Source organism: Marinobacter sp. HL-58 (assembly GCF_001314605.1).
In the GTDB taxonomy this organism is placed as follows: domain Bacteria; phylum Pseudomonadota; class Gammaproteobacteria; order Pseudomonadales; family Oleiphilaceae; genus Marinobacter.
The window spans coordinates 473,280-493,494 of sequence record NZ_LIHP01000004.1; the positions used below are offsets into that span (position 1 = coordinate 473,280).

A 20,215-nucleotide genomic window follows, 5' to 3' on the forward strand; every position below is an offset into this window, starting at 1 on the left:
GCCATCACTCCCCGAAAACAAAAACAGTAAACAGGAGAATACAATGAGCAATGCTTCTTCAACCGCCGCTGGCGGAGCCATGGACAGGGTTGCCAACGCCCGGGGCCTGTGGTCCTCTCGGCTGGCGTTTATCCTTGCCGCCACGGGTTCTGCAGTAGGCCTTGGCAATATCTGGAAATTCCCCTACATCACCGGTGAGAACGGCGGCGGCGCCTTCGTGCTGGTGTACCTGCTGTGCATCGCGGCTGTCGGGCTTCCGATCATGATGGCGGAGGTCCTGATCGGCCGTCGTGGCGGCCTCAGCCCCGTCAACAGCATGCGGGCGATTACCCGACAGGAGGGCCTGAAACCGGCATGGCGCTGGGTAGCCGCAATCAGCGTATTGGCGGGCTTCCTGATCCTGTCGTTCTATTCGGTGATCGGTGGCTGGGCCATTTCCTACGTGGGCACGGCCGCCACCGGGCAGCTGGCAGGCCAGAGTGCCGAGTCTATCGGCGCGATCTTCTCCGGGCTGCTGGGTGACCCGATGAAACTGCTGCTCTGGCACACCCTGTTCATGGCCCTGGTGATGGTTGTGGTTGCGCGGGGCGTTCGTTCGGGACTTGAGCGCGCCGTGAGTATCCTGATGCCGGCCTTGTTTGTCCTGCTGTTGATCGTGGTGGGCTATGCCATGACCAGCGGCCATTTCGGGCAGGCCGTCAGCTTCCTGTTCCAGCCTGATTTCTCGAAACTCACCACCTCCGGTGTACTCGTGGCCCTGGGGCATGCGTTTTTTACACTCAGCCTGGGCATGGGCATCATGATGGCCTACGGCTCTTACCTGCCGAAAAACATCTCCATCGCCAAAACCTCCGTCGCCGTTTCCCTGATGGACACCGTGGTGGCCTTGCTCGCCGGCCTGGCAATATTCCCGATTGTGTTTGCCAATGGCCTTGAACCGGGTGCGGGCCCTGGCCTGATATTCCAGACCCTGCCGCTGGCCTTCGGCCAGATGCCCATGGGCAGCCTGTTCGGCACGCTGTTCTTCGTGTTGCTGATCTTTGCCGCCTGGACCTCCGGGATTTCACTGCTGGAGCCGCTGGTGGAATGGCTGGAGGAACAGAAAGGCATGAACCGCACCCTGAGCACCCTGGGGGCGGGCATTGCCTGCTGGTTGCTGGGTATCGCTTCGATCCTGTCCCTGAACTTGTGGGCGGATGTGGCGCCACTGGGCATGTTCACCATCTTCGAAGGTAAAACCATCTTCGATCTGCTGGATTACCTGACCGCCAATATTCTTCTGCCACTTGGCGGGCTGCTGGTATCTGTCTTCGTGGGCTGGTTCCTGTCCCGCAAGGCGCTGGAAGAAGAGCTGTCAATGTCGCCGGCGGCCTTCACCGCCTGGTATCGTGTGCTGCGCTATTTCACACCGATCGCCGTGGCAATTGTATTCGTCTATAACCTGGCCTGATTCCTGAGAGCCGCAGGCATTCCCGAAGAGTGCCTGCGGCCCCCCGCCGGTTAATCCGCCAACGCGGACTGCGATTTGCGGCTCATGAGCCAGACCGCCATCAGTACGCCATGCAGGATCAGGAATGGCACGGCAACAAGCAACAACCCCGTCCAGTTGAGAGCCGCCAGCACCGCGCCGGCACTCAGAGCAGCCGTTGCCTGGGAGCCGAACACCATCAGATCATTCAGGCCCTGTACCCGGAAACGCTCTTCATCCCGGTAACCCTGTGGCAGCAACGTGGTGCCGCCGACAAACAGGAAATTCCAGCCAATACCCAGCAGTATCAGCGCAAACAGGTAGTGGTGGAACGTGATGCCACTGAATGCCAGTGCCACGCAACCAAGATAGGCGAGCAAACCCAGACCCATCATGCGCGGAATACCCACAACCCGAATCAGCCAGCCGCTGACCAGCGATGGCAGGTACATGGCCATGATGTGGATCTGGATAACCCGCTTGGCGTCTTCCAGTGGATGACTGGCCACTTCCGTCATGCTCAGGGGCGTTGCCGTCATGATAAAACTCATGATTGCATAACCAATGGCCGCGGCACTGATGGCGACCCAGATCACTGGCTGGCGCAGGATGCTGCGCAAGGAGCGCCCACCACCGGCAACGGCTTCCCGCACCCGCTCGCCACTGGCGCGATACCCAACCGCAAGAACCACCATGGCAAGGAGCTGGACCACACCCAGGGCGAGCCATCCGCCCAAAAAGGGATAGGCTGCCTCCGAGCCACCACCGGCCAGTGCTATTTCAGGCCCGAGCCACGCCGCCACCAGCCCACCCAGGAGTACTCTGGCAGCGGCGGATCCGGCCATGTCGGGAGACACCGACTCCATGGCCGCAAAACGGTACTGATGCACCACTGCCAGCCCGGTTCCACCGATAACGGCAGCGGCGCACAATAACGGAAAACTGGCGGTCCAGGCTGCCAGCGCCCCGAGCATGCCCGCCGACGATCCGGCAAGGGTCCCCAGCAGCATGACCGGCTTGCGCCCCATGCGCTCCATCAGCCAGGTAGCCGGTTTGATGGCCAGAACCGTGCCCACCACCACAAGCCCTACCGGCAATGTGGCCAGTTCCGGCAAAGGCGCCAGCAGGCGCCCGTGAATACTGCCAATGAAAACGATAAAAGGCGCCGTACACATGGCAAGCGCCTGGGCGGCAACCAGTATCCAGACATTGAGTGGCATGGGGAGGACCTATTTCTTCCTGTAGATGATCCCGGGGTGGCACTGCACCATCTCATAGAGGTGTGGCAGCCCGTTGAGCGATTCCGACGCGCCCAGTATCAGGTAGCCGCCGGGATTGAGGGTGGCATGGATGCGGGTCAGAATGTCCTTTTTGAGCTCTGCCGAGAAGTAGATCAGCACGTTACGGCACAGCACGATATCAAACTTGCCGAGCATGTAGCGTTCAAGCAGGTTCAGTTCCCGGAACTCCACCATGCTCTTGATCTGCGGCCGGATCTGCCAGCTGCCGTTCATGGCGGGGGTAAAGAACTGCTTTTGCCGTTCCGGAGACAGGCCCCGGCCGATGGCAATCATCTCGTATTCGCCCCGGCGGGCAACTTCCAGCACACTCTTGGAAATATCGGTGGCTGTGATCTTCACGTCCCTGAGTTTGCCTGGGCGTTGCCGACGGAACTCCTCGATGATCATCGCCACTGAATAGGGTTCCTGGCCCGTGGAGCAGGCCGCGGACCAGATACGCAACGACTGGGTGTTCTTCCTGTCGCCGAATTCAGGCAGCAGTTTTTCCTGGAGAATCCGGAACGGGTGGTTGTCCCGGAACCACAACGTCTCATTGGTGGTCATCGCGTCGATCACCACCTCTTTCAGGCTGCTGCGGCCGGAATGCTTCACCCGCTTCAGCAGGTCATCCAGCGTACTCAGCTTGTTTTCTTCCATGATCCGGCGCAGGCGGCTTTTGACCAGGTACTGCTTGTTGTCCCCAAGCAAAATGCCACACGCATCCTGCAGGAATGTTTTGAAGGCCTCGTATTCCTGTGGCGTTATTTCAGCTTTCATCAGATCTCAGTATCGGGTGAGTCGGAAGCAACAGCAATGTCACTGCTCGCGGTCGATTATCTCCATGACCCGTTCCGCCAGCTCATCAGGACTGAATTTGGCCATGAAATCGTCTGCGCCTACTTTCTGCACCATGGCCTTGTTGAACACGCCACTGAGCGAAGTATGCAGCATGATGTACACGTCCCGGATGGCAGGATCATTTTTGCATCGGGTGACAAGAGTGTACCCATCCATCTCGGGCATTTCGACATCGGATATGATCAGCGACAGATGATCAGCGGCACGGGAGCCATCCGCGGTGATTTCCCTGAGGTAATCGTAGGCCTGTTTGCCATCGTTCCGGGTTACCACCTCCATGCCTATGGCGATCAGGCACCGTTCAATCTGCCGACGCGCAACCGCAGAATCATCCACCACCAGTACCGGCAGATGGCCCGGTGCCCGCTCTGCACTCCGGGAGCGCACCTCCTCCCCCACGTCCTGTTCCAGTGGTGACACTTCGGAGAGGATTTTCTCCACATCAATGATCTCGACAATCCGGTCATCAATGCGGGTTACCGCAGTCAGGTAAATGTCCTTCCCTGTACCCTTGGGCGGCGGCAGTATGTCTTCCCAGTTCATGTTCACGATGCGGTCAACACCGCCGACCAGGAATCCCTGGGTCTTACGGTTGTATTCAGTGATGATCACAAAGCAGTTTGCCATCTCTTCCCGGGGAATACCCGGGAGCCGTATCGACATGGCGAGATCAATGATCGGTATGGTTTCTCCGCGAATGTGCGCCACGCCGCACACCATGGAACGGCTCTTCGGTATGGAAGACAGCTTGGGGCACTGAAGCACTTCCTTGACCTTGAACACGTTGATGCCATAAACCTGCTGCCCACGAAGCCGGAACAGCAGGAGCTCCAGACGGTTCTGCCCCACCAGCTGGGTGCGCTGATTTACACTGTCCAATACCCCTGCCATCGTCTCTTCTCCTGCTCGGAACAACCTGCTGCCGGCACGCATCTTGCTGCGTTCGTGTCAGGCGCAATCCGGCACGGTAAATATGCCGGTTTATTGACTCTCTGGTTGAGCTTAACGGCCGGATTGGGAAATCCTTAGGAATTTCCCGAATAACGGGGCCTTGCCCGACTTATTGACAGCATAGGACAAACTGCGGCGTATGCGCATTACCAATTTCGTTATTGCACTGCTAATGTCTACCCTCGCAGGCACTGCCGTGGCCGCCAAAACCACGGCGGAACAGATATACAGCGCCGCCGGAGAGTTTCTGGATACCTTCGCCGAGGAACAGGCCCTGGAGGGGTTTTCCGTGATGCATGATATCGGCAAACTGGACGCCCGCCTGTCCCTGGCCACCTGTGATAACCCGCTGGACGTGTCGTTCAGTGGAGACCCCTGGAAAACCACGCAACCGTCACTCCTGGTTTCCTGCAAGGGAGGCCGGCCCTGGCGAATGTTCCTGCCGGTGTCTGTCACCATTACCGGAGACGCCATGGTAGCCGCCCGCACCCTCGGCAGGGGCGAAAGGCTGACGGAAAGTGCGGTGAAAACCGACTCGGTGGTGGTCAACTCCACCCGGCGCGGGGCAATCACCAGTGAAGACCAGTTGATCGGCATGGAAATGCGGCGGGGTGTTAACGCCGGCACCGTATTCACTCCTGATCTGCTACTGACACCCGCCGCAATAGAACGGGGAGATCATGTTATTATCAGCGCCCGCAGCGGCAATTTTTCCGTTAACTCCCGGGGCAAGGCCCTGGCCAGCGGAGGCATCGGGGAACAGGTTCTGGTGGAGAACCTGTCATCGTCCCGAACCGTTCGCGCCCGGGTGACAGCACCTGGCCATGTCGAGATTCCCATGTAATGCCCGCAACCGGGCATTCTCTGGCCGCCTGCCGGCAAGGCTTTGCCGCCACCGGGACAAATGACTGACTTGTAATCTCCGCCATGTAAAAATTTGCTAAAGAAATGTAAAGCCATGCCGATAGACAGGTATGAAACTCGTGGAGCCGCCCAATGCGGACGATCAGCTAAGCAGGTAACGTTATGTCAGTTGACTTTAATGGAATAGGCCCAGGCCAGGTCAACACCCAGAAAACCACGGCCGACAAGTCTTCCGGTACACAGAATACCCAGCCTTCCGCAGGGGAGCAGGCGAAAACCCAGGCGCAAAGTGCCCGGGGTGAGAATGTTAACCTGAGCAGCCAGGCCAAAGACCTGAAGCAGCTTGAACAGAAGCTGGGCAACTACCCGGAGATGGACGACGAGCGCATTGAGCAGATCCGGACGGCCCTGGAAAATGGTTCCTACAAGATCGACGCCGAGAAGCTGGCCCAGAAAATGCTTGAAATGGATGAAAGCATTTTCGGGTGAGTAAATCATGGCCGCAATTGATGAACTGAAAGATCTTCTTGCCGGGGATATCCGCCAGCTGGACACACTGGCGGACCTTCTGAACCAGGAAAAAACCTGCCTTTCCAGCTCTGACATCCGCAAGCTCGAAACGTTGACCGGCGAAAAAAACCGGTTGCTGGAACAGATTCGCGAGAGTGCAAAACGGAAAATCCGGTTACTGGTTGCCATGGGCTTTCGCCCTGACAGCGGCGACCCTTCCCGCTTTATACGCAGTGCCGGTCTGCCTGAGCTGCTGGCACTCTGGGAGCAAGCCGACCAGCGCCTGCGGCACTGCCAGGAAATGAACCAGACCAATGGCAGAGTGATCAGCCATCTCCAGAAACGCCTCTCCCGCCTGACCGATATCTTCCGTGGTGTTGCCGGACACCAGAAACTCTATGGTGCCCAGGGAGAACAGAAAGCCGTGTCCCACAGCACCATTCTTGCCAGCGCGTAAGACCGTAACCTGAGCTACACCCGCAATATCAGCGGGTGTAGATGGTCATCTGTGAGTCAGGATGGAAACGGATGTTATCGATGGTAACGTTGCCCATGGACGGCCCCTGGCTGCCACTCACCCTGATATTGTCCATCCGGATCTGTTCGATCCGCTCGGGAAACGCCATCCTGACGCCTCCATCTGCCAGCACTTCATAACGAGGCTCATTGTCTGCATAGTGCACTCCTGCAATGGTCAGATCCGAATCCAGGAAATTCAGCACAGGCACAAAAATATTGGTGGTCAGCTTGAGACCCTCGATAACGTCAGGCTCGGCATCCCCGTTCATGGCGGATACATGGGCAATCCGGTCCACCAGGGTCTGATCCCCCTGCCCCGAAACGCCGGCCAGTTCTTCGTCATTCATCGGTGCGAAACCGGAACGCTCGTAGAGCTGGCCCGCCTCCGAAAGGTCCCTTGAGTCGCTGGCACTGTTCCCCGCCGCGAAGCTTACCAACGGCTGAAACGGCAGAACTGCCATGGTTACCAGGGCCGCGGCATTGCGATAACGGGATTGATGCCGGAGAACCCGGTGAAGCTCCCGCTCGGTAATCCACCCGCACTGGACAAACACTTCACCCAGGCGCTGCCCTGTTTCCTGCTGCAGGCGCAGGCCCTCATCAAGCTGGCTCTCGGAAAGGTAACCCCGGTTGATCAGCAACCGGCCAAGGCGGGATTTTTCTTCGAAACCCTGACGGATTTTCACGATTTGCCTCCACTGTAATCTCTGTGATTGCCGTACAACCTGGCCCGGTCTGAACACATCAGCTCCCCTGATGTGGTAAAAAGGGTAGTTGATCCCCATTAACTGCACATGGAATCCGGCCGACCTCGCCGCCAATATCTGCTAATATCCGGCCTCAGGCCGAGGTCATCAGAGTATGGCAGCAAGCCACTCCGGAGTTATCAACGTGAGCCAGTATAGAATGACAAATCCCGTTAAACCGTTTCGATATGTGATGCAGATCGTTCTCTGTGTAACCCTGATGCTCGGCGTCGCCTCTTCCCTGGCTGCCCGGGAGCGCTCCAATGAGTTGCCACAGGTGATCATCGAAACCAGCGAAGGGGTGATCGAGGTTACTCTGCGCCCCGACATTGCACCGGAAACCGTGGAAAACTTCCTCACCTACGTGGAAAACGGGTTCTACGAAGGCACCATCTTTCACCGCGTTATCCCCGGATTCATGATCCAGGGCGGCGGATTCGATGACGCCCTGAACCAGAAACAGACCCGGGATCCGGTCCGTAACGAAGCAAAGCCCACCGCCAAGAACCTGCGGGGCACCATTGCCATGGCCCGCACCAGTGCGCCTGACTCCGCCACGTCCCAGTTCTTCATTAACCTGGCGGACAACGGCTTTCTGGATGCCGGTGTTCGCGGGCCCGGCTATGCCGTATTCGGCAAGGTCAGCGGCGGTATGGGTGTCGTGGACGCCATCGCCGGCAAAAAAACCGGTCAGTCCGGTGGTATGGCCGATGTGCCACAAGAGCCCATCGTCATTCGCAGTGTTTCCCTCAGGAAGGCCGACACCGACACACAGTAGCAACAGAGTGGCAGCACACAGTGACAACGGACATCACCAGATCACCCTCCATTGAAACGGCCGTCATTGAGTGGCGTGACGGTGTTCCCTGTTCCACCCGCTTTGACGATGTCTATTTCAGCCGTGATGATGGTCTGGAAGAATCCCGGCATGTGTTTGTCAACCACAACAACCTGGCTGAACGATTTTCCAGGGTCCCCGCCGGTGGCAGCTTTGTCATCGCCGAAACGGGGTTCGGGAGCGGGCTGAATTTCCTTGCTGCATGGCAAACCTGGGAAGCGTCAAACCCCGGCGACCAAGCGTGCCTGCATTTTGTTTCCGCCGAGCGTTATCCCCTTACCCGGGAAGATCTCCGCCAGGCCCTTTCCCTTTGGCCGGAACTTGGCCAGTATGCTTCCCGGTTGCTTGAATGCTATCCACCACCGGTGCAGGGAGCCCACCGCCTGATTTTCGCCGGAGGGCGCGTACGGTTGACACTGTACTTTGGCGATGTCCTTGAAGCCTGGCGGGAACTGGACTTCCGGGCCGATGCCTGGTTCCTGGATGGTTTTGCGCCTGCCAGGAATCCCGGCATGTGGGAAGAGGCCGCAATCACGGCCCTCAGGCACCACAGCGGCCCCGGAACCACCATGGCAACGTTCACCGCTGTCGGGGAAGTTCGGAGACTGCTGACGAAAGCCGGTTTTACCATGCGCAAGACCCCCGGTTTCGGGCGCAAACTGGAGATGCTGGCCGGCGAGCTCCCCACAACACCAGAGCAGGTCGGCGGCAACACTCCGGAAGCCCCCCGGTCCATTGCCATCATTGGTGCCGGTATTGCCGGTAGCCTGTTAGCCCGTAATCTGGCCGAGCGCGGGCTGGAGGTGACACTGATCGACAAGGAGCCGGAGGCCGGAACCGCAGCCTCGGGGAATCTACAAGGCGCCCTGTACGTGAAACTGGGCGTTGAGTTCAACGACCAGGCGAAACTTGGCCTGAGCTCATTACTGTTCAGCCAACGCTATTACGCCCGGGCCGGCGGACGCTACTGGCACCCTACCGGTCTCATCCAGCTGGCCTGCAGTGACGCAGAGGCAGACCGGCAGGCCCGCTTTATCGCTCGTAACGACTACCCTGAAGCCATACTCCGTGCCGTGGATGCCGCTGAAGCCTCCCGGCTGGCCGGCATTCCGCTGCAAAGCGGTGGCCTCTGGTTTCCGGGCAGTGGCTGGCTGGAGCCCGGCATGCTCTGCCGAAGCCATGTCGATCACCCGCGCATACACCGCCGCTTCGGTTTTGATGTACACCGGCTCACACCCTGTAATGGCAAATGGCATATCGCAGGCAATGGTGAGTCGAATGTGATCGCTGACCGTGTGGTCATCTGCGCCGGCCATCTGACCCCGGGCCTGATTCCCCTACGCAGCGAATTCCGCCTCCGGACCATTCGCGGCCAGGTTTCCCACTTGCCAGAGTACTCGCTCAACAACCCGTCCGTGGTTCTCTGCGGGCCCGGATATATCAACCCCGCCCACCAAGGTATAGCGCTGACCGGTGCCACATTTGATCTGCATGATCACTCTCCGGCACTGTCTGCCCAGAGCCATCAGGAAAACCTCTCGATGCTGTCTTCCATGGCCCCCTCGGCGCTCAGCAGCCCGACGGGCGGGATTGACCCGGCCCGGCTGGAAGGAAAAGTCGGTTTTCGCTGCACCACCCACGACTACCAACCGGTTGCCGGCCCCCTGACGGACCAGGCCGGCTGCGCCCTGGAAGGTATCGATCTGTTTACCGGGCTGGGCAGCAAAGGGCTGAGTTACGCCCCCCTGCTGGCGGAATACCTGGCGGATCGCATCACGAACCAGCCACAGTGTCTGCCGGCTTCTCTGGCCAGGCGGGTGGCGACCCGTCGCTGCCATAGACAGGAAGCCCCTCGGTCGGAAACTATTGGCGCCTGAAGTTATCCAATATCCGGCCGATAACCTGAAAAGGTCCTGTTATTACCGGAGCAAAGCATTATGTCCATTCATGTCAGTGAACCCGGCCGACCGGTCGGTACGCGCCTGCCGGAAGTATTCCGCGGCCGCCGCGTGGGCGACGTATCAGAACTGACGGAATCCCATCGAATTGATGTCAGCCACAGCGAGGCCACTGACGCGGAGTTCCAGCAGGCGGCCCGGTCAGGGCGGCATCGTGCGCTTGAAGAATATGGTGCAGCGGCAGCAGGGGAACCCAAGGAGCGGCGGGCCTATCTTCCGGTATCGCAGATATGCACACCGGCGCTGTTCTCCCTGCCCGCCAATGCCACGGTTGCTGATGCGCTGGATACCATGGAAGACAATGGCGTTAATCACATAGTCATTTCTGCGGAAGGCAATGTTGCCGGGCTGGTGGACCTGCGATGGTTACTGGCCTGGCTCCATGAAACCAGCGCCAATACACCGGAGGCCAGTTTCGTGAATATCGAGTTGCCGGCGTTTCTTACCGCGTCTCCGGAGACCGATGCGCATCAACTCGCCAGGCTTATGCTGGCCCATCAGCTCAATGCTGCGCTGGTTATCGACGAAACCGGCCACCCTGTCGGAATCGTGACCAGCACGGACTACGTGCGCCTCTATGCCAGCGCAGGACGGCATGAAGGCAGCGTATAGGATTGCCGCCCCGCTCAGTGCAGGGGCCGTCCCTCACCGGTAAACAATCGCACCTCCCAACGGTCTGACGTGGTACCGGATACTTTCACCAGGGCAACAATCTCGTCGTTCCGGTAGTTTTCAAGGCGGATGATCTCGGCGTTGTCGCTACCGAGCGACAACTGCTTTCGCCATTCCCGGCTCTCGTCTGTCTCGTCCTCATCATCATCTTCCCCGGTACTTTCGCGGAGGTGTATGCGGGCAAGAATTGGCTGAACCTGCGAGTTACCATCACTGGCAGCAAAGTTACCGTCTGTCCTTCCCGCCACCAACACGTCCCCGTCGTAGTCGGTGACCGCCTTGAGCACTTCTGTTGAGTTGTCGTCTCTGTCATTGAGGGTAAATCCGCGGGTTACGTCGCCGACAGCCGTGTAGGAAAGCAGGAATCCCGCCTGGCTATCCAGCTGGCTGCGTTCCAGTGCGCGCTCGCCGTCGTCTGAGCTCACCCGATATTCGCCGTCACTGTTGCCGAGCAGCCACACGTTGTTATTACCGTAGATGCCGTCGGACAATGTCTCATTGCCTTCAGTACCACGCTGATTGACATTGATATCGCTATCGGAACTGCTGGCAACGAAGAAGAACGCATCCGTACCACCGTTATTGGGCTCCCCCCTGACCTGCCCGGCGGAGCTTCCAATCAGCAACGGGCTGCTGGTTTCAGTGCTGCCCCCGACCACAGACTCACTGTCGCCTGCCGATCCAACCTGGCGGGTCCAGGCCACTTTCGGAGTCATCGAGTCACCGTCCACCACGGTATCGATTCGCTGGAGAAAACTGTCGACATACCCCGCTGCAGATTCATCAGGCCACTGGCCGCTGGTCTCGCCTGCGTTGACGACAAAGCCGCTGTCGGAATCGATGCCGGTCCACCTGGGGACATCATCACCGGAAGTGCCCACAACCGTTTCCCATACCTGAACATAACTGTCCGGGTCCTCCGCGGTGTCAAAGAAGTACAGCAAGGTGTGCACATCAATCCCGTTGCCGCCGGGGTCACCCGATGCGGTCTGATCGCTGCCGAACGACACCACGAATTCATAACGGGTGACATCATCACCACCCTCTTCCACCTCACGCTCCGCAAAACCGATGACCGGCGTCGCATCCAGGCTCACGGAAGCATCCGAGAGCTGTTGCTCCACCAGCTCGCCTTTCTGGTTGTAGATACGGACCCAGGGGCGGTCTCCATCATCAGCACGGTAACCCGCCACGAATAGCCGGCCGTTGTGCCCGATGGCCGTATCCGTGGGAACAAATCCGCTGTCCACGCCTACCTCAAGAGCTGATGTCAGCTCGTTGATATTGACGCGAAGCTTGTCCGCATCTGCCGACGCTGCGAAATTCTCGCGCCCGGACTGGTAGCGTTCATCGAGGCCCAGCAGGATAAACCTGTCTTCCTCAAGACTGTTGCTATAGCTGTCCGGTATACGAATACGGAAACGGACCTCATCGGTGCCATCGTCGAATTCCAGAACGTCGTTATCTTCCCAGTCACCGTCACTGTTACGGACTTCAACAAAGAAATCCTCCCCCAGAATGGCCTGGGAATCATCATCCTCGCCCAGTTTAACCTTATAGGTGTCGTCCCGTTCCCCGCTGATCAGAGCCGCGTATTCCCGGGTGCCCCCCACATTCAGGGCGTCGCGGGTGCCGCCGGCCAGAGTTTCAAGACGTACGGAAGGCTCATTATCCTGAATCCGCAACATTTCCCTGACCCCGGAATTGGAGCTTCCCAGCCCCGCGAGCCCCGAGCGTACCTCGGTAAGCCTCATGGCCAGGGTCTCCAGTGGCTCGGCCTCGGTATCTTCAATCACTTCCAGCCTTATGTAACATTCGGTGATGCCCGGCTCCAGGGTGATGACACCCCGCGAGAGGATTCCGTCGTCGTCCGGCTGGTATTCGAGATAGGAAGGCACGGGCAGATCATCTTCGCTACCTGAGCCCAGGCCCACAATATCCTGGCCGATGATGGCTTCGTTATCGTTGGCGGCACTGTTGTCGCAACGCTGGTGCGGATCATCAAAACCCTCGTCACAACGTTCGGGGTCAAAACTCGAATCAAGCTCGAATGCCACCGCCACCCGGGTCACCGAAGGCTGGTCCAGAAGAACCCGAACCAGAACCGGATAGGTATCCCTGGTGCGCTCTTCGGTTTTACTGACAGTGCCATCATCCGCGTAGACATTTGCCTCATAGGTATGACGGCCGGTTTCTTCCAGCTCCGGCACTTCGCAACGATTATCCCTTTCCTCGGGCGCGTCCGCCGCCTCGCCTTCGGTAAAATCCTCCACGGCCAGGCTGAGAACATTCTCCTGAACTTCTATTTCGAACGGCTGGGCTCCGGAAGCGCGGCCGTCATTGGCAACCAGGTTGATGTTCTCTGTGGTGCCAAGATCATCCCGCCCGCGGCGGCCGCCTGTCAGGCCCGGGACACCACGCATGATGACGCCCTGCCGGGCCTTGTTGCTGATATCTTCAAGGGCCAGCCAGGACGGTGCGTTGGTCAGGGAATAATCGAGAATGTCATCACTGTCGAAGGCGCCGAAGTTATAAGAGTACTCAACCCCCAGATAGGCATCCGTCGGTGGTACACCAAGAATGGTCGGGTCATCCGCATCCCGTTCGGTTTTACAACCGCCGGCAGCAACAATCACCAGGGACAACAGGGCCAGGCATCCGGCCCGGAGGAGAAAGCGGGGTAACGAATCGGCGCGCATGAAAAAGTCCGTTTCAGAGCATTGTTTTTATGGGTGCTTTACACACCGTTACAGAACAATCTCATGGTAATCAATTTCACGGATGCGGGATCTGCGCGAGTTCTCAGATTCTGACCACGGCCCGATGATAACGGTTGCCGTGGCTTCAGCTTTGGGTGTTATGGGCTGCCAGGAACCCGGTGAACGCTTTCTCATCCATCACCGGTACACCGAGTTTCTCCGCCTTGGCGAGTTTGGAGCCAGCCGCCTCACCGGCGACCACACAGGACGTCTTGCCGGAAACACTGCCGGCGACTTTGGCACCAAGGGCTTCGAGCCTGGCCTTGGCCTCATCCCGGGTCATGCCGGACAAGCTGCCTGTCAGCACCCAGGTCTCCCCTTTCAGGGGCTTCTCTTCTGCGGTGATTTCCTCGCTCTGCCACTGTACCCCGGCATCCCGGAGGGCCTGTATGGTCTCCTGGTTGTGGGGCTGGTCGAAGAAACTGCGAATGTGGCCGGCAACGATGGGCCCAACGTCCGGAACCGACTGCAGGGCCTCTTCGTCGGCCTCACTGATGGCCTCCAGGGTTCCGAAGTGGCTGGCCAGTGCCTTGGCAGTGGCTTCACCGACCTCCCGAATTCCCAGCGCATAGACAAACTTCCACAGTACCGGGTGACGGGAGCGGTCGATGGCTTTGATCAGGTTTTCGGCTGATTTTTCCCCCATCCGTTCCAGGCCCGTCAGGTCGGACTTTTTCAGCAGGTAAAGGTCGGCAACCGTCCTGACCAGTTCCCGCTCCACCAGAATATCGATCCATTTGTCGCCCAGGCCCTCAATATCCAGGGCCTTGCGGGAAGCGTAATGGCGGATGGCCTCTTTGCGCTGGGCCGGGCAGAAGAGCCCGCCGGAACAGCGCGCCACGGCTTCCCCTTCAATCTGGACGATATCCGACTGGCATACGGGGCAGGTTTCAGGGAGTTCCACTACCCGGGCATTGTCCGGCCGCCGCTCGGTGACCACCTTCACCACTTGGGGAATCACATCACCGGCCCTGCGGACGAATACGGTATCGCCGATACGTGCATCCAGGCGCCGAATCTCATCCATGTTATGGAGCGTGGCATTGCTGACGGTAACACCACCCACAAACACCGGCTTGAGGCGCGCAACCGGTGTGATCGCACCGGTGCGCCCCACCTGGAATTCAACGTCTTCGATCACCGTGAGCTCTTCCTGGGCCGGAAACTTGTGGGCTATGGCCCACCGGGGAGCGCGGGATACAAAGCCCAGTTGCTGTTGCAGCGCCAGGCTGTTGACCTTGAACACAATCCCGTCGATTTCATAGGGCAGGCTTGCCCGTTTTTCCATCAGCTCGTCATAGGCCTTCAGGCAGGCCTCAACCCCGGTGGCAAGGCGCATCTCCGGGTTGATCCGGAAGCCCCAGTTACGGACCTGCTGCAGGCCGTCCCAGTGCGTTGCCGGCAACTGGCTCTCATCTTCCAGGGCAACACTGTAGGCACACATTTCCAGTGGGCGCCGCGCTGTTACCGAGGGTTTCTTCTGGCGCAGGCTGCCTGCCGCTGCGTTGCGGGGATTCACAAAGGTTTTCTCGCCCCGGTCAGCCAGCCTCTTGTTCAGTGATTCAAATCCCTTGAGAGGCATGTAAACCTCTCCCCGCACCTCAACAAGATCCGGCACTGAATCCCCCCGCAGCTTCAGGGGTACCGACGGTATGGTACGGATATTGGCGGTAATGTCTTCGCCGGTATAACCGTCGCCCCGGGTGGCTGCCCGGGTGAGAATGCCGGCTTCGTAATGCAGGCTGACCGCCAGGCCGTCCAGCTTGGGCTCGCAGACGTACTCGATGTCGTCCGTGGTTTTCAGGCGGTCCTTGACCCGGCGGTCGAAATCCCGCAATTCCTCTTCGCTGAAGGCGTTATCAAGGGACAGCATCGGAATGCGGTGCGCCACCTCTTCAAAGGTGGTTTCGCCCTGGGCGCCAACCCGGCGTGTGGGGGAATCCGGCGTTACAATCTCCGGGTACTTTGCTTCCAGATCCTGGAGTTCGCGGAACAGGCGGTCGTATTCCGCGTCCGGTATCCGGGGATCATCCAGAACATAGTACTGATAGTTATGCTCGGTAAGGATATCCCGGAGTTCTCCGGCCCGGCTGATGACGTCGGGGGTGGCTTTGGTCATTTTCTGGGGGATCGTTGCTTGCGTTCAAATTCGCGAATGCGCTGGCGGCAGTGTTCGATGGTCTGTGGCGTCATCACGCTACGCCGCTCGTCCTTCAGCTCGCCACCGAGATTCTTTACCACGCACTGGGCGGTCTCCAGCATGAATTCGAACGCCTGCATGGAATTGGTTGGCCCCGGCAGGCTCATGAAGAAGCTGATGCCCGGGGTGGAAAGCTCTGGCATGTCTTCAGGCTTGAAGGTGCCCGGCTCCACCGCGCTGGCAACACTGAACTGGACAGGGCTGGTGGTATCCGCCTGCTCGTGGCGGTGGTAGATGTCCATGTCACCGTGTTCGAGGCCACAGGCCTCAAACAGGGCTTTCAGCCGGGGCCCGGTGAAATTCTCATCGGCTTTTGCCAGCACGTTGATGACCACCACCTCCCGTGCTTCCGGGCGGTTGGCACCGGCCAGAGGCTGACCGGATTTCCGGGCAGGCTGATCCCGCCGGGCAGTGTCTTCTTCTACTTCCGAGGTTACCATCGGAGGTACCACATCCTCGGGCACTTCATCCTCAACGGGGGATTCATCCGGCTCCTTTCTGCTGACAACCCGGGGCTCTCCCGCAATGCCGTCGTCTTCGTCTACCGCACCCCATCCGGTATCGGCATCCAAGGAACTGTCGTCCGTTTTGCTGGCTGCGAAATCCTCCGGTATATCATCATCTGGAGCAACATCTGGAGCAACCGGTGACTCCGGCTTCTCCTCTCTGGAACTGGTGACCACCGGGCGGGTTGGTTTGGGGTTCGGCCTTGCGAAGCGGCTTTTCTCCGGTTTTACATAACCACGCTCTTCCAGAGTATCGCGGGAGATGGTCCGGGCCCCGCCGTTGGGGAGTTCGGGATTGTATTCCTTGTCCAGTGGGGAATCGTCAAGGTCATCCGCCCCCATGCCTGAGGAAATTGCGATCGATTCCTTGCGGGCGCGCCTCATGCGGCGCAGGCCATCAATGACAATACCGAGAATAACCAGGGTACCGATGGCAATTAACCATTCCCTAAGAGACATAATGGTGCTGTCCTGTTTGCAGATCAGATATCGTTGCTACTCTAAGAAAAGCCTGTAATGAATACAACGCAAACACAGGCCAGATGGCGTTTTTGTCATTTTTGCACGAACAATGACCGACGCAAACCGCATCAGGCTTCCGCCAGTGCTGCGGCCTCGTCCACATCAACCGACACCAGTCGTGAACAACCGGGCTCGTGCATGGTAACACCCATCAGCTGGTCCGCCATTTCCATGGCAATCTTGTTATGGGTGATGTAAATGAACTGAACCTGTTTCGACATTTCCTTGACCATATTGGCATAACGGCCCACGTTCGCGTCGTCCAGGGGGGCGTCTACCTCGTCCAGCATACAGAAAGGCGCCGGATTGAGCTGGAAGATCGAAAACACCAATGCGATGGCGGTCAACGCCTTTTCGCCGCCGGAAAGCAGATGGATGGTGCTGTTCTTCTTGCCCGGAGGCCTAGCCATGATCGCCACGCCGGTTTCCAGGAGGTCTTCTCCGGTCAGTTCCAGGTAGGCATTGCCGCCCCCAAACACCTTCGGGAACAGTGCCTGCAGGCCACCGTTCACCTGGTCGAAGGTTTCCTTGAAGCGCTGACGGGTTTCCCGGTCGATCTTGCGGATGGCCGTATCCAGGGTTTCCAGGGCCTCCATCAGGTCTTCGTGCTGACTGTCCAGGTAGGTCTTGCGCTCGCTCTGCACCTGGTATTCCTCGATGGCGGCCAGGTTGATCGCGCCCAGGCGCTGAATACGTGATCCCAGCTTCTCCAGTTCCTCGGACCATGCCTTCTCGCTGGCCTCCTCCGGCAGGGTGGACAGCACCTCCTGCAGTCGGATATCCAGCTCTTCGAGCTGTTCCAGATGGTTGCCGGCACGTATTTCCAGGGCCTGGGATTCCATCTTCAGCGTCTCAAGGCTGGCCCTCACCTCCTGAATGGTATGCTCGATGCGACTGCGGCTCTGCTCTTTCTGGCGAACTTCCTGGTCGATTTCTTCGAGGGCGTCCCTGGCGGCACCCAGCTTCTCTTCCTCCGCAAGCCGGCGGTCCAGCAGGCCTTCAAGCTGCATCTGCAGATCTTCGATGGGTTCTTCCGCGTTTTCCCTGCTTTCCCTGAGGATATCCAGGCGCTCGTCGATGCGCTCCTTCTGCATTTGCATACGCTCAATGGTCTGCCGCAGCCCGTCCCGCTGACTGTTCAGGGACTGCAACTGCAACTGCAGCTGGTGGGCGTGGTCGCGATCATGCCTTGCTTCCTGTCGAAGCCGGTCCAGGTTTTCGCGCAGTACATCCCGGCGCTCAAGCAGACGTTCTTTTTCTTCCTCGCTGTCTTCCGTGGAAGCCAGGGCCTGCTGCCATTCCTCGCGGGTTTCCTGCAGTTGTTCCTGCTGTTGCTCAAGGCTCATGGACACATCGGACAGATCGTCACGAATGCGCTGCAGCCGGGCGTCAATCTGTTCCGCCCGGGCTTTCAGGCCACTGATCTTTGACGTCAGGGTGGACAGTTCCCGGTCGGCATCCGCCAGCCGGGCCTGGGCTTCGTCCCTTGCCGCTTCCGCCCGCTCAGACTGTTCAAGCAGACGGTCCAGGCTATCGGTAGCGGTTTCCAGGGCAGCCTCTGCCTGTTCCAGTTCTTCCGCCAGGGCCGTCACTTTTTTCTGGCGCTCAATCACACCCACCTGGGCGGCGTCTGAATCCGGCATCAGTATCCAGTCTGCGGACAGCCAGGCGCCCTCACGGGTAATAATGCTTTTACCCGGTGCCAGCCCCGCTTGCCTGCCGAGGGCCTCCTCCATGGTTTCAGCCGTATCCACCCGGGCCAGCAAGGAAGTCATTCCTCCGGCACCGGTTACTTTGCCCGCCAGCCCTTCGGCCACGGCGGTGTTACCGGAGTCCCCGTTCACCAGCGCCAGGCCACGGGGAGCGGCGGACATGGCCGAGTGCACGGAGCCCAGCCCCGGTACACTGAGGCCCTGGGTAAAGCGACCGATCACCTGTTCAACCGCGAATTCCCAGCCGTCTTCAATGCGGAGCTGCCTGGCCAGCCGGGGGCTGTTACTCAGGCCCTGGTCATTGAGCCACGCCTGGAGGGTATCGTCCTGGCCACCCATCTGTTCATCCAGCAGGGCCTGCTGGGATTCCAGTGATGCCCGCAGGCTCTGGACCTTCTGACGGGCATCCGCGGCTGCCTGTTCGGCATCCCTCTGCCGTTGACGGGCGTCCTGAAGTTCGTCCTGAACCACGTTGATGCGTTCCGAGGCATCCTCGCGCTGCAACTCCAGGGCTTCCTGCTGTTCCAGGAAGTCATCCAGTTCAGCACGATCCAGTTGCCCCTCAAGCAATTCCTGCTCATCCTGAAGTCTTTGCTGGCGGCTGCGGAGCTGTTCAATCGCCTCTTCGAGTGACCGAATCCGGGACTGCGCAAGTTCGGCCTGGCGTCGGGCATCCGCCGAACGGGAACTGAAATCCTCCCAGTTATGCTGCCATTCGGTCATGGCGTCTTCGGCACTCTGGAGTTTTTCCCCGGATTCCTCGGATTTCAGGGCCAGGGCTTCCTGTTCAGGCTCCAGCATATCCAGTTCTTCCTGGATACCGGCCAGCTTGTCCTGATCCTGCTCCAGTTCCCTGGCCAGTTCGCGCTGGTTGGCCATGGCCTGATCCAGTTCGGCAGCGGTCTGGCGGCTGCGTTCCCGCTGATGCTCAAGGCTCTGTTCGATACGGGCGATATCTGCGCCGGCTTCGTAGTAGCGGGCCTGGGCCTTGTTGAAGTGCTCGTTACGGTCCTGGTGGTTTTCACGCAGTGATTCCAGGGAGGTTTCCAGGCTGACACGCTCGGAAAGCTGCTTTTCCAGTTCCAGCTCCGTATCCCGGATGCGGGAACGCCAGGTTTGCAGGTCCGTGTCCAGGGATTGCCAGCGCAGTACCGTCAACTCTGCTTTTTTCTGGCGCTCTTCCTGCTTGTAGGCTTTGTATTTCTCGGCGGCCTGGGCCTGGCGTTCCAGGTGCTGCAGCTGGCGCCCGAGTTCCTCGCGCAGGTCGGTCAGGCGCTCCAGGTTCTCCTGGGTGCGTCGTATGCGGCTTTCGGTTTCCTTGCGCCGCTCCTTGTACTTGGAGATGCCGGCGGCCTCTTCAATGTATACCCTGAGCTCTTCCGGCTTTGCTTCTATCAGCCTGGAAATCATGCCCTGCTCAATGATGGCGTAGCTGCGGGGGCCCAGACCGGTTCCCAGGAACAGGTCGGTGATATCCCGTCGTCGGCATTTCGATCCGTTGAGGAAGTATTCGGACTGCCCTTCCCGTGAAACCCGGCGCCTTACCGAAATCTCGTTGAAGCGCACAAACTCCCCGGGGGCGGAACCGTCACTGTTGTCGAACACCAGTTCAATCGAGGCCTGGCCAACGGGTTTGCGGGCGCTGGAGCCGTTGAATATCACATCAGACATGGACTCGCCACGGAGATACTTGGCGGAGCTTTCACCCATGACCCAGCGCACGGCGTCGATGATATTGGACTTGCCACATCCATTGGGCCCTACCACCGCGGTCATGTTGGAAGGAAACGGCACCGTCGTGGGGTCTACAAAAGACTTGAAACCGGACAGTTTGATTGATTTCAGGCGCATA

The 20,215-nt window shown here is 59.1% G+C and carries 15 protein-coding genes; 7 read left to right on the forward strand and 8 right to left on the reverse strand.

Features of this window, described 5'->3' with window-relative positions; all coding sequences use genetic code 11:
* The first annotated feature begins 43 nt into the window (after nucleotides 1-43).
* Entirely contained in the window at nucleotides 44-1,450 is a 1,407-nt protein-coding gene (locus tag HLUCCO03_RS05910) for a sodium-dependent transporter (protein ID WP_027831889.1), read from the forward strand.
* Between the two features lie 50 nt (nucleotides 1,451-1,500).
* Here HLUCCO03_RS05910 and HLUCCO03_RS05915 read toward each other — a convergent pair whose 3' ends face one another.
* From HLUCCO03_RS05915 to HLUCCO03_RS05925, 3 genes are read right to left on the reverse strand one after another with little or no spacing between them, the layout of a single operon-like run.
* Nucleotides 1,501-2,688 (reverse strand): MFS transporter, encoded by a 1,188-nt coding sequence (locus HLUCCO03_RS05915; protein WP_027831888.1) that lies wholly within the window; start codon nucleotides 2,686-2,688, stop codon nucleotides 1,501-1,503.
* 9 nt (nucleotides 2,689-2,697) lie between these two features.
* Nucleotides 2,698-3,525, reverse strand: coding sequence for a protein-glutamate O-methyltransferase CheR (locus HLUCCO03_RS05920; RefSeq protein WP_027831887.1), 828 nt, complete (start codon nucleotides 3,523-3,525; stop codon nucleotides 2,698-2,700).
* Nucleotides 3,526-3,564: 39 nt separating this feature from the next.
* Nucleotides 3,565-4,497 (reverse strand): chemotaxis protein CheV, encoded by a 933-nt coding sequence (locus HLUCCO03_RS05925; protein WP_027831886.1) that lies wholly within the window; start codon nucleotides 4,495-4,497, stop codon nucleotides 3,565-3,567.
* A gap of 199 nt (nucleotides 4,498-4,696) precedes the next feature.
* Here HLUCCO03_RS05925 and flgA point away from each other — a divergent pair, with 199 nt between their 5' ends.
* The 3 genes from flgA to HLUCCO03_RS05940 all read left to right on the forward strand — a co-directional run bounded on the left by flgA (nucleotide 4,697) and on the right by HLUCCO03_RS05940 (nucleotide 6,388).
* Nucleotides 4,697-5,401 carry a flagellar basal body P-ring formation chaperone FlgA gene (gene flgA, locus HLUCCO03_RS05930; protein WP_027831885.1) on the forward strand — a complete coding sequence of 235 codons (705 nt, stop codon included), beginning with the start codon at nucleotides 4,697-4,699 and terminating at the stop codon, nucleotides 5,399-5,401.
* A gap of 182 nt (nucleotides 5,402-5,583) precedes the next feature.
* Complete coding sequence (gene flgM / locus HLUCCO03_RS05935) at nucleotides 5,584-5,910, forward strand: flagellar biosynthesis anti-sigma factor FlgM (RefSeq protein WP_027831884.1); 327 nt, start codon at nucleotides 5,584-5,586, stop codon at nucleotides 5,908-5,910.
* Nucleotides 5,911-5,917: 7 nt separating this feature from the next.
* The gene (locus tag HLUCCO03_RS05940; protein WP_027831883.1) at nucleotides 5,918-6,388 is read left to right on the forward strand and encodes a flagella synthesis protein FlgN; all 471 of its coding nucleotides are present in this window, start codon (nucleotides 5,918-5,920) and stop codon (nucleotides 6,386-6,388) included.
* A gap of 28 nt (nucleotides 6,389-6,416) precedes the next feature.
* Here the strand turns inward: HLUCCO03_RS05940 and HLUCCO03_RS05945 are convergent, their stop codons facing one another.
* Nucleotides 6,417-7,136 carry a pilus assembly protein PilB gene (locus tag HLUCCO03_RS05945; RefSeq protein ID WP_027831882.1) on the reverse strand — a complete coding sequence of 240 codons (720 nt, stop codon included), beginning with the start codon at nucleotides 7,134-7,136 and terminating at the stop codon, nucleotides 6,417-6,419.
* Nucleotides 7,137-7,416: 280 nt separating this feature from the next.
* Between HLUCCO03_RS05945 and HLUCCO03_RS05950 the strand changes: the two genes are divergently transcribed.
* From HLUCCO03_RS05950 to HLUCCO03_RS05960, 3 genes are read left to right on the forward strand one after another with little or no spacing between them, the layout of a single operon-like run.
* Nucleotides 7,417-7,974 carry a peptidylprolyl isomerase gene (locus HLUCCO03_RS05950; protein WP_292016633.1) on the forward strand — a complete coding sequence of 186 codons (558 nt, stop codon included), beginning with the start codon at nucleotides 7,417-7,419 and terminating at the stop codon, nucleotides 7,972-7,974.
* Nucleotides 7,975-7,994: 20 nt separating this feature from the next.
* Entirely contained in the window at nucleotides 7,995-9,911 is a 1,917-nt protein-coding gene (gene mnmC / locus HLUCCO03_RS05955) for a bifunctional tRNA (5-methylaminomethyl-2-thiouridine)(34)-methyltransferase MnmD/FAD-dependent 5-carboxymethylaminomethyl-2-thiouridine(34) oxidoreductase MnmC (RefSeq protein ID WP_155939921.1), read from the forward strand.
* Between the two features lie 60 nt (nucleotides 9,912-9,971).
* Nucleotides 9,972-10,604 carry a CBS domain-containing protein gene (locus HLUCCO03_RS05960; protein ID WP_027831879.1) on the forward strand — a complete coding sequence of 211 codons (633 nt, stop codon included), beginning with the start codon at nucleotides 9,972-9,974 and terminating at the stop codon, nucleotides 10,602-10,604.
* Nucleotides 10,605-10,618: 14 nt separating this feature from the next.
* Here HLUCCO03_RS05960 and HLUCCO03_RS05965 read toward each other — a convergent pair whose 3' ends face one another.
* The 4 genes from HLUCCO03_RS05965 to smc all read right to left on the reverse strand — a co-directional run bounded on the left by HLUCCO03_RS05965 (nucleotide 10,619) and on the right by smc (nucleotide 20,214).
* A complete protein-coding gene (locus HLUCCO03_RS05965; protein WP_027831878.1) occupies nucleotides 10,619-13,363 on the reverse strand; it encodes a hypothetical protein in 2,745 nt (914 codons plus the stop codon).
* Between the two features lie 145 nt (nucleotides 13,364-13,508).
* Complete coding sequence (ligA, locus tag HLUCCO03_RS05970; protein WP_027831877.1) at nucleotides 13,509-15,542, reverse strand: NAD-dependent DNA ligase LigA; 2,034 nt, start codon at nucleotides 15,540-15,542, stop codon at nucleotides 13,509-13,511.
* On the reverse strand, nucleotides 15,539-16,588 hold the full coding sequence (gene zipA / locus HLUCCO03_RS05975) for a cell division protein ZipA (protein WP_027831876.1): 1,050 nt from the start codon (nucleotides 16,586-16,588) through the stop codon (nucleotides 15,539-15,541). Before zipA ends, ligA begins: the two co-directional genes overlap by 4 nt.
* Nucleotides 16,589-16,719: 131 nt before the next feature.
* Nucleotides 16,720-20,214 carry a chromosome segregation protein SMC gene (gene smc, locus HLUCCO03_RS05980; protein WP_027831875.1) on the reverse strand — a complete coding sequence of 1,165 codons (3,495 nt, stop codon included), beginning with the start codon at nucleotides 20,212-20,214 and terminating at the stop codon, nucleotides 16,720-16,722.
* Between the last annotated feature and the right edge of the window lies 1 nt (nucleotide 20,215).

Excerpts from the sequence above, each read along its gene's own strand:
- HLUCCO03_RS05910 (WP_027831889.1), top strand. The coding sequence starts at position 44 with ATGAGCAATGCTTCTTCAACCGCCGCTGGCGGAGCCATGGACAGGGTT.
- zipA (WP_027831876.1), bottom strand. The coding sequence starts at position 16,588 with ATGTCTCTTAGGGAATGGTTAATTGCCATCGGTACCCTGGTTATTCTC.
- HLUCCO03_RS05925 (WP_027831886.1), bottom strand. The coding sequence starts at position 4,497 with ATGGCAGGGGTATTGGACAGTGTAAATCAGCGCACCCAGCTGGTGGGG.
- HLUCCO03_RS05965 (WP_027831878.1), bottom strand. The coding sequence starts at position 13,363 with ATGCGCGCCGATTCGTTACCCCGCTTTCTCCTCCGGGCCGGATGCCTG.
- HLUCCO03_RS05940 (WP_027831883.1), top strand. The coding sequence starts at position 5,918 with ATGGCCGCAATTGATGAACTGAAAGATCTTCTTGCCGGGGATATCCGC.
- HLUCCO03_RS05960 (WP_027831879.1), top strand. The coding sequence starts at position 9,972 with ATGTCCATTCATGTCAGTGAACCCGGCCGACCGGTCGGTACGCGCCTG.
- HLUCCO03_RS05915 (WP_027831888.1), bottom strand. The coding sequence starts at position 2,688 with ATGCCACTCAATGTCTGGATACTGGTTGCCGCCCAGGCGCTTGCCATG.
- smc (WP_027831875.1), bottom strand. The coding sequence starts at position 20,214 with ATGCGCCTGAAATCAATCAAACTGTCCGGTTTCAAGTCTTTTGTAGAC.
- flgA (WP_027831885.1), top strand. The coding sequence starts at position 4,697 with ATGCGCATTACCAATTTCGTTATTGCACTGCTAATGTCTACCCTCGCA.
- flgM (WP_027831884.1), top strand. The coding sequence starts at position 5,584 with ATGTCAGTTGACTTTAATGGAATAGGCCCAGGCCAGGTCAACACCCAG.
- ligA (WP_027831877.1), bottom strand. The coding sequence starts at position 15,542 with ATGACCAAAGCCACCCCCGACGTCATCAGCCGGGCCGGAGAACTCCGG.
- HLUCCO03_RS05950 (WP_292016633.1), top strand. The coding sequence starts at position 7,417 with ATGCTCGGCGTCGCCTCTTCCCTGGCTGCCCGGGAGCGCTCCAATGAG.
- HLUCCO03_RS05920 (WP_027831887.1), bottom strand. The coding sequence starts at position 3,525 with ATGAAAGCTGAAATAACGCCACAGGAATACGAGGCCTTCAAAACATTC.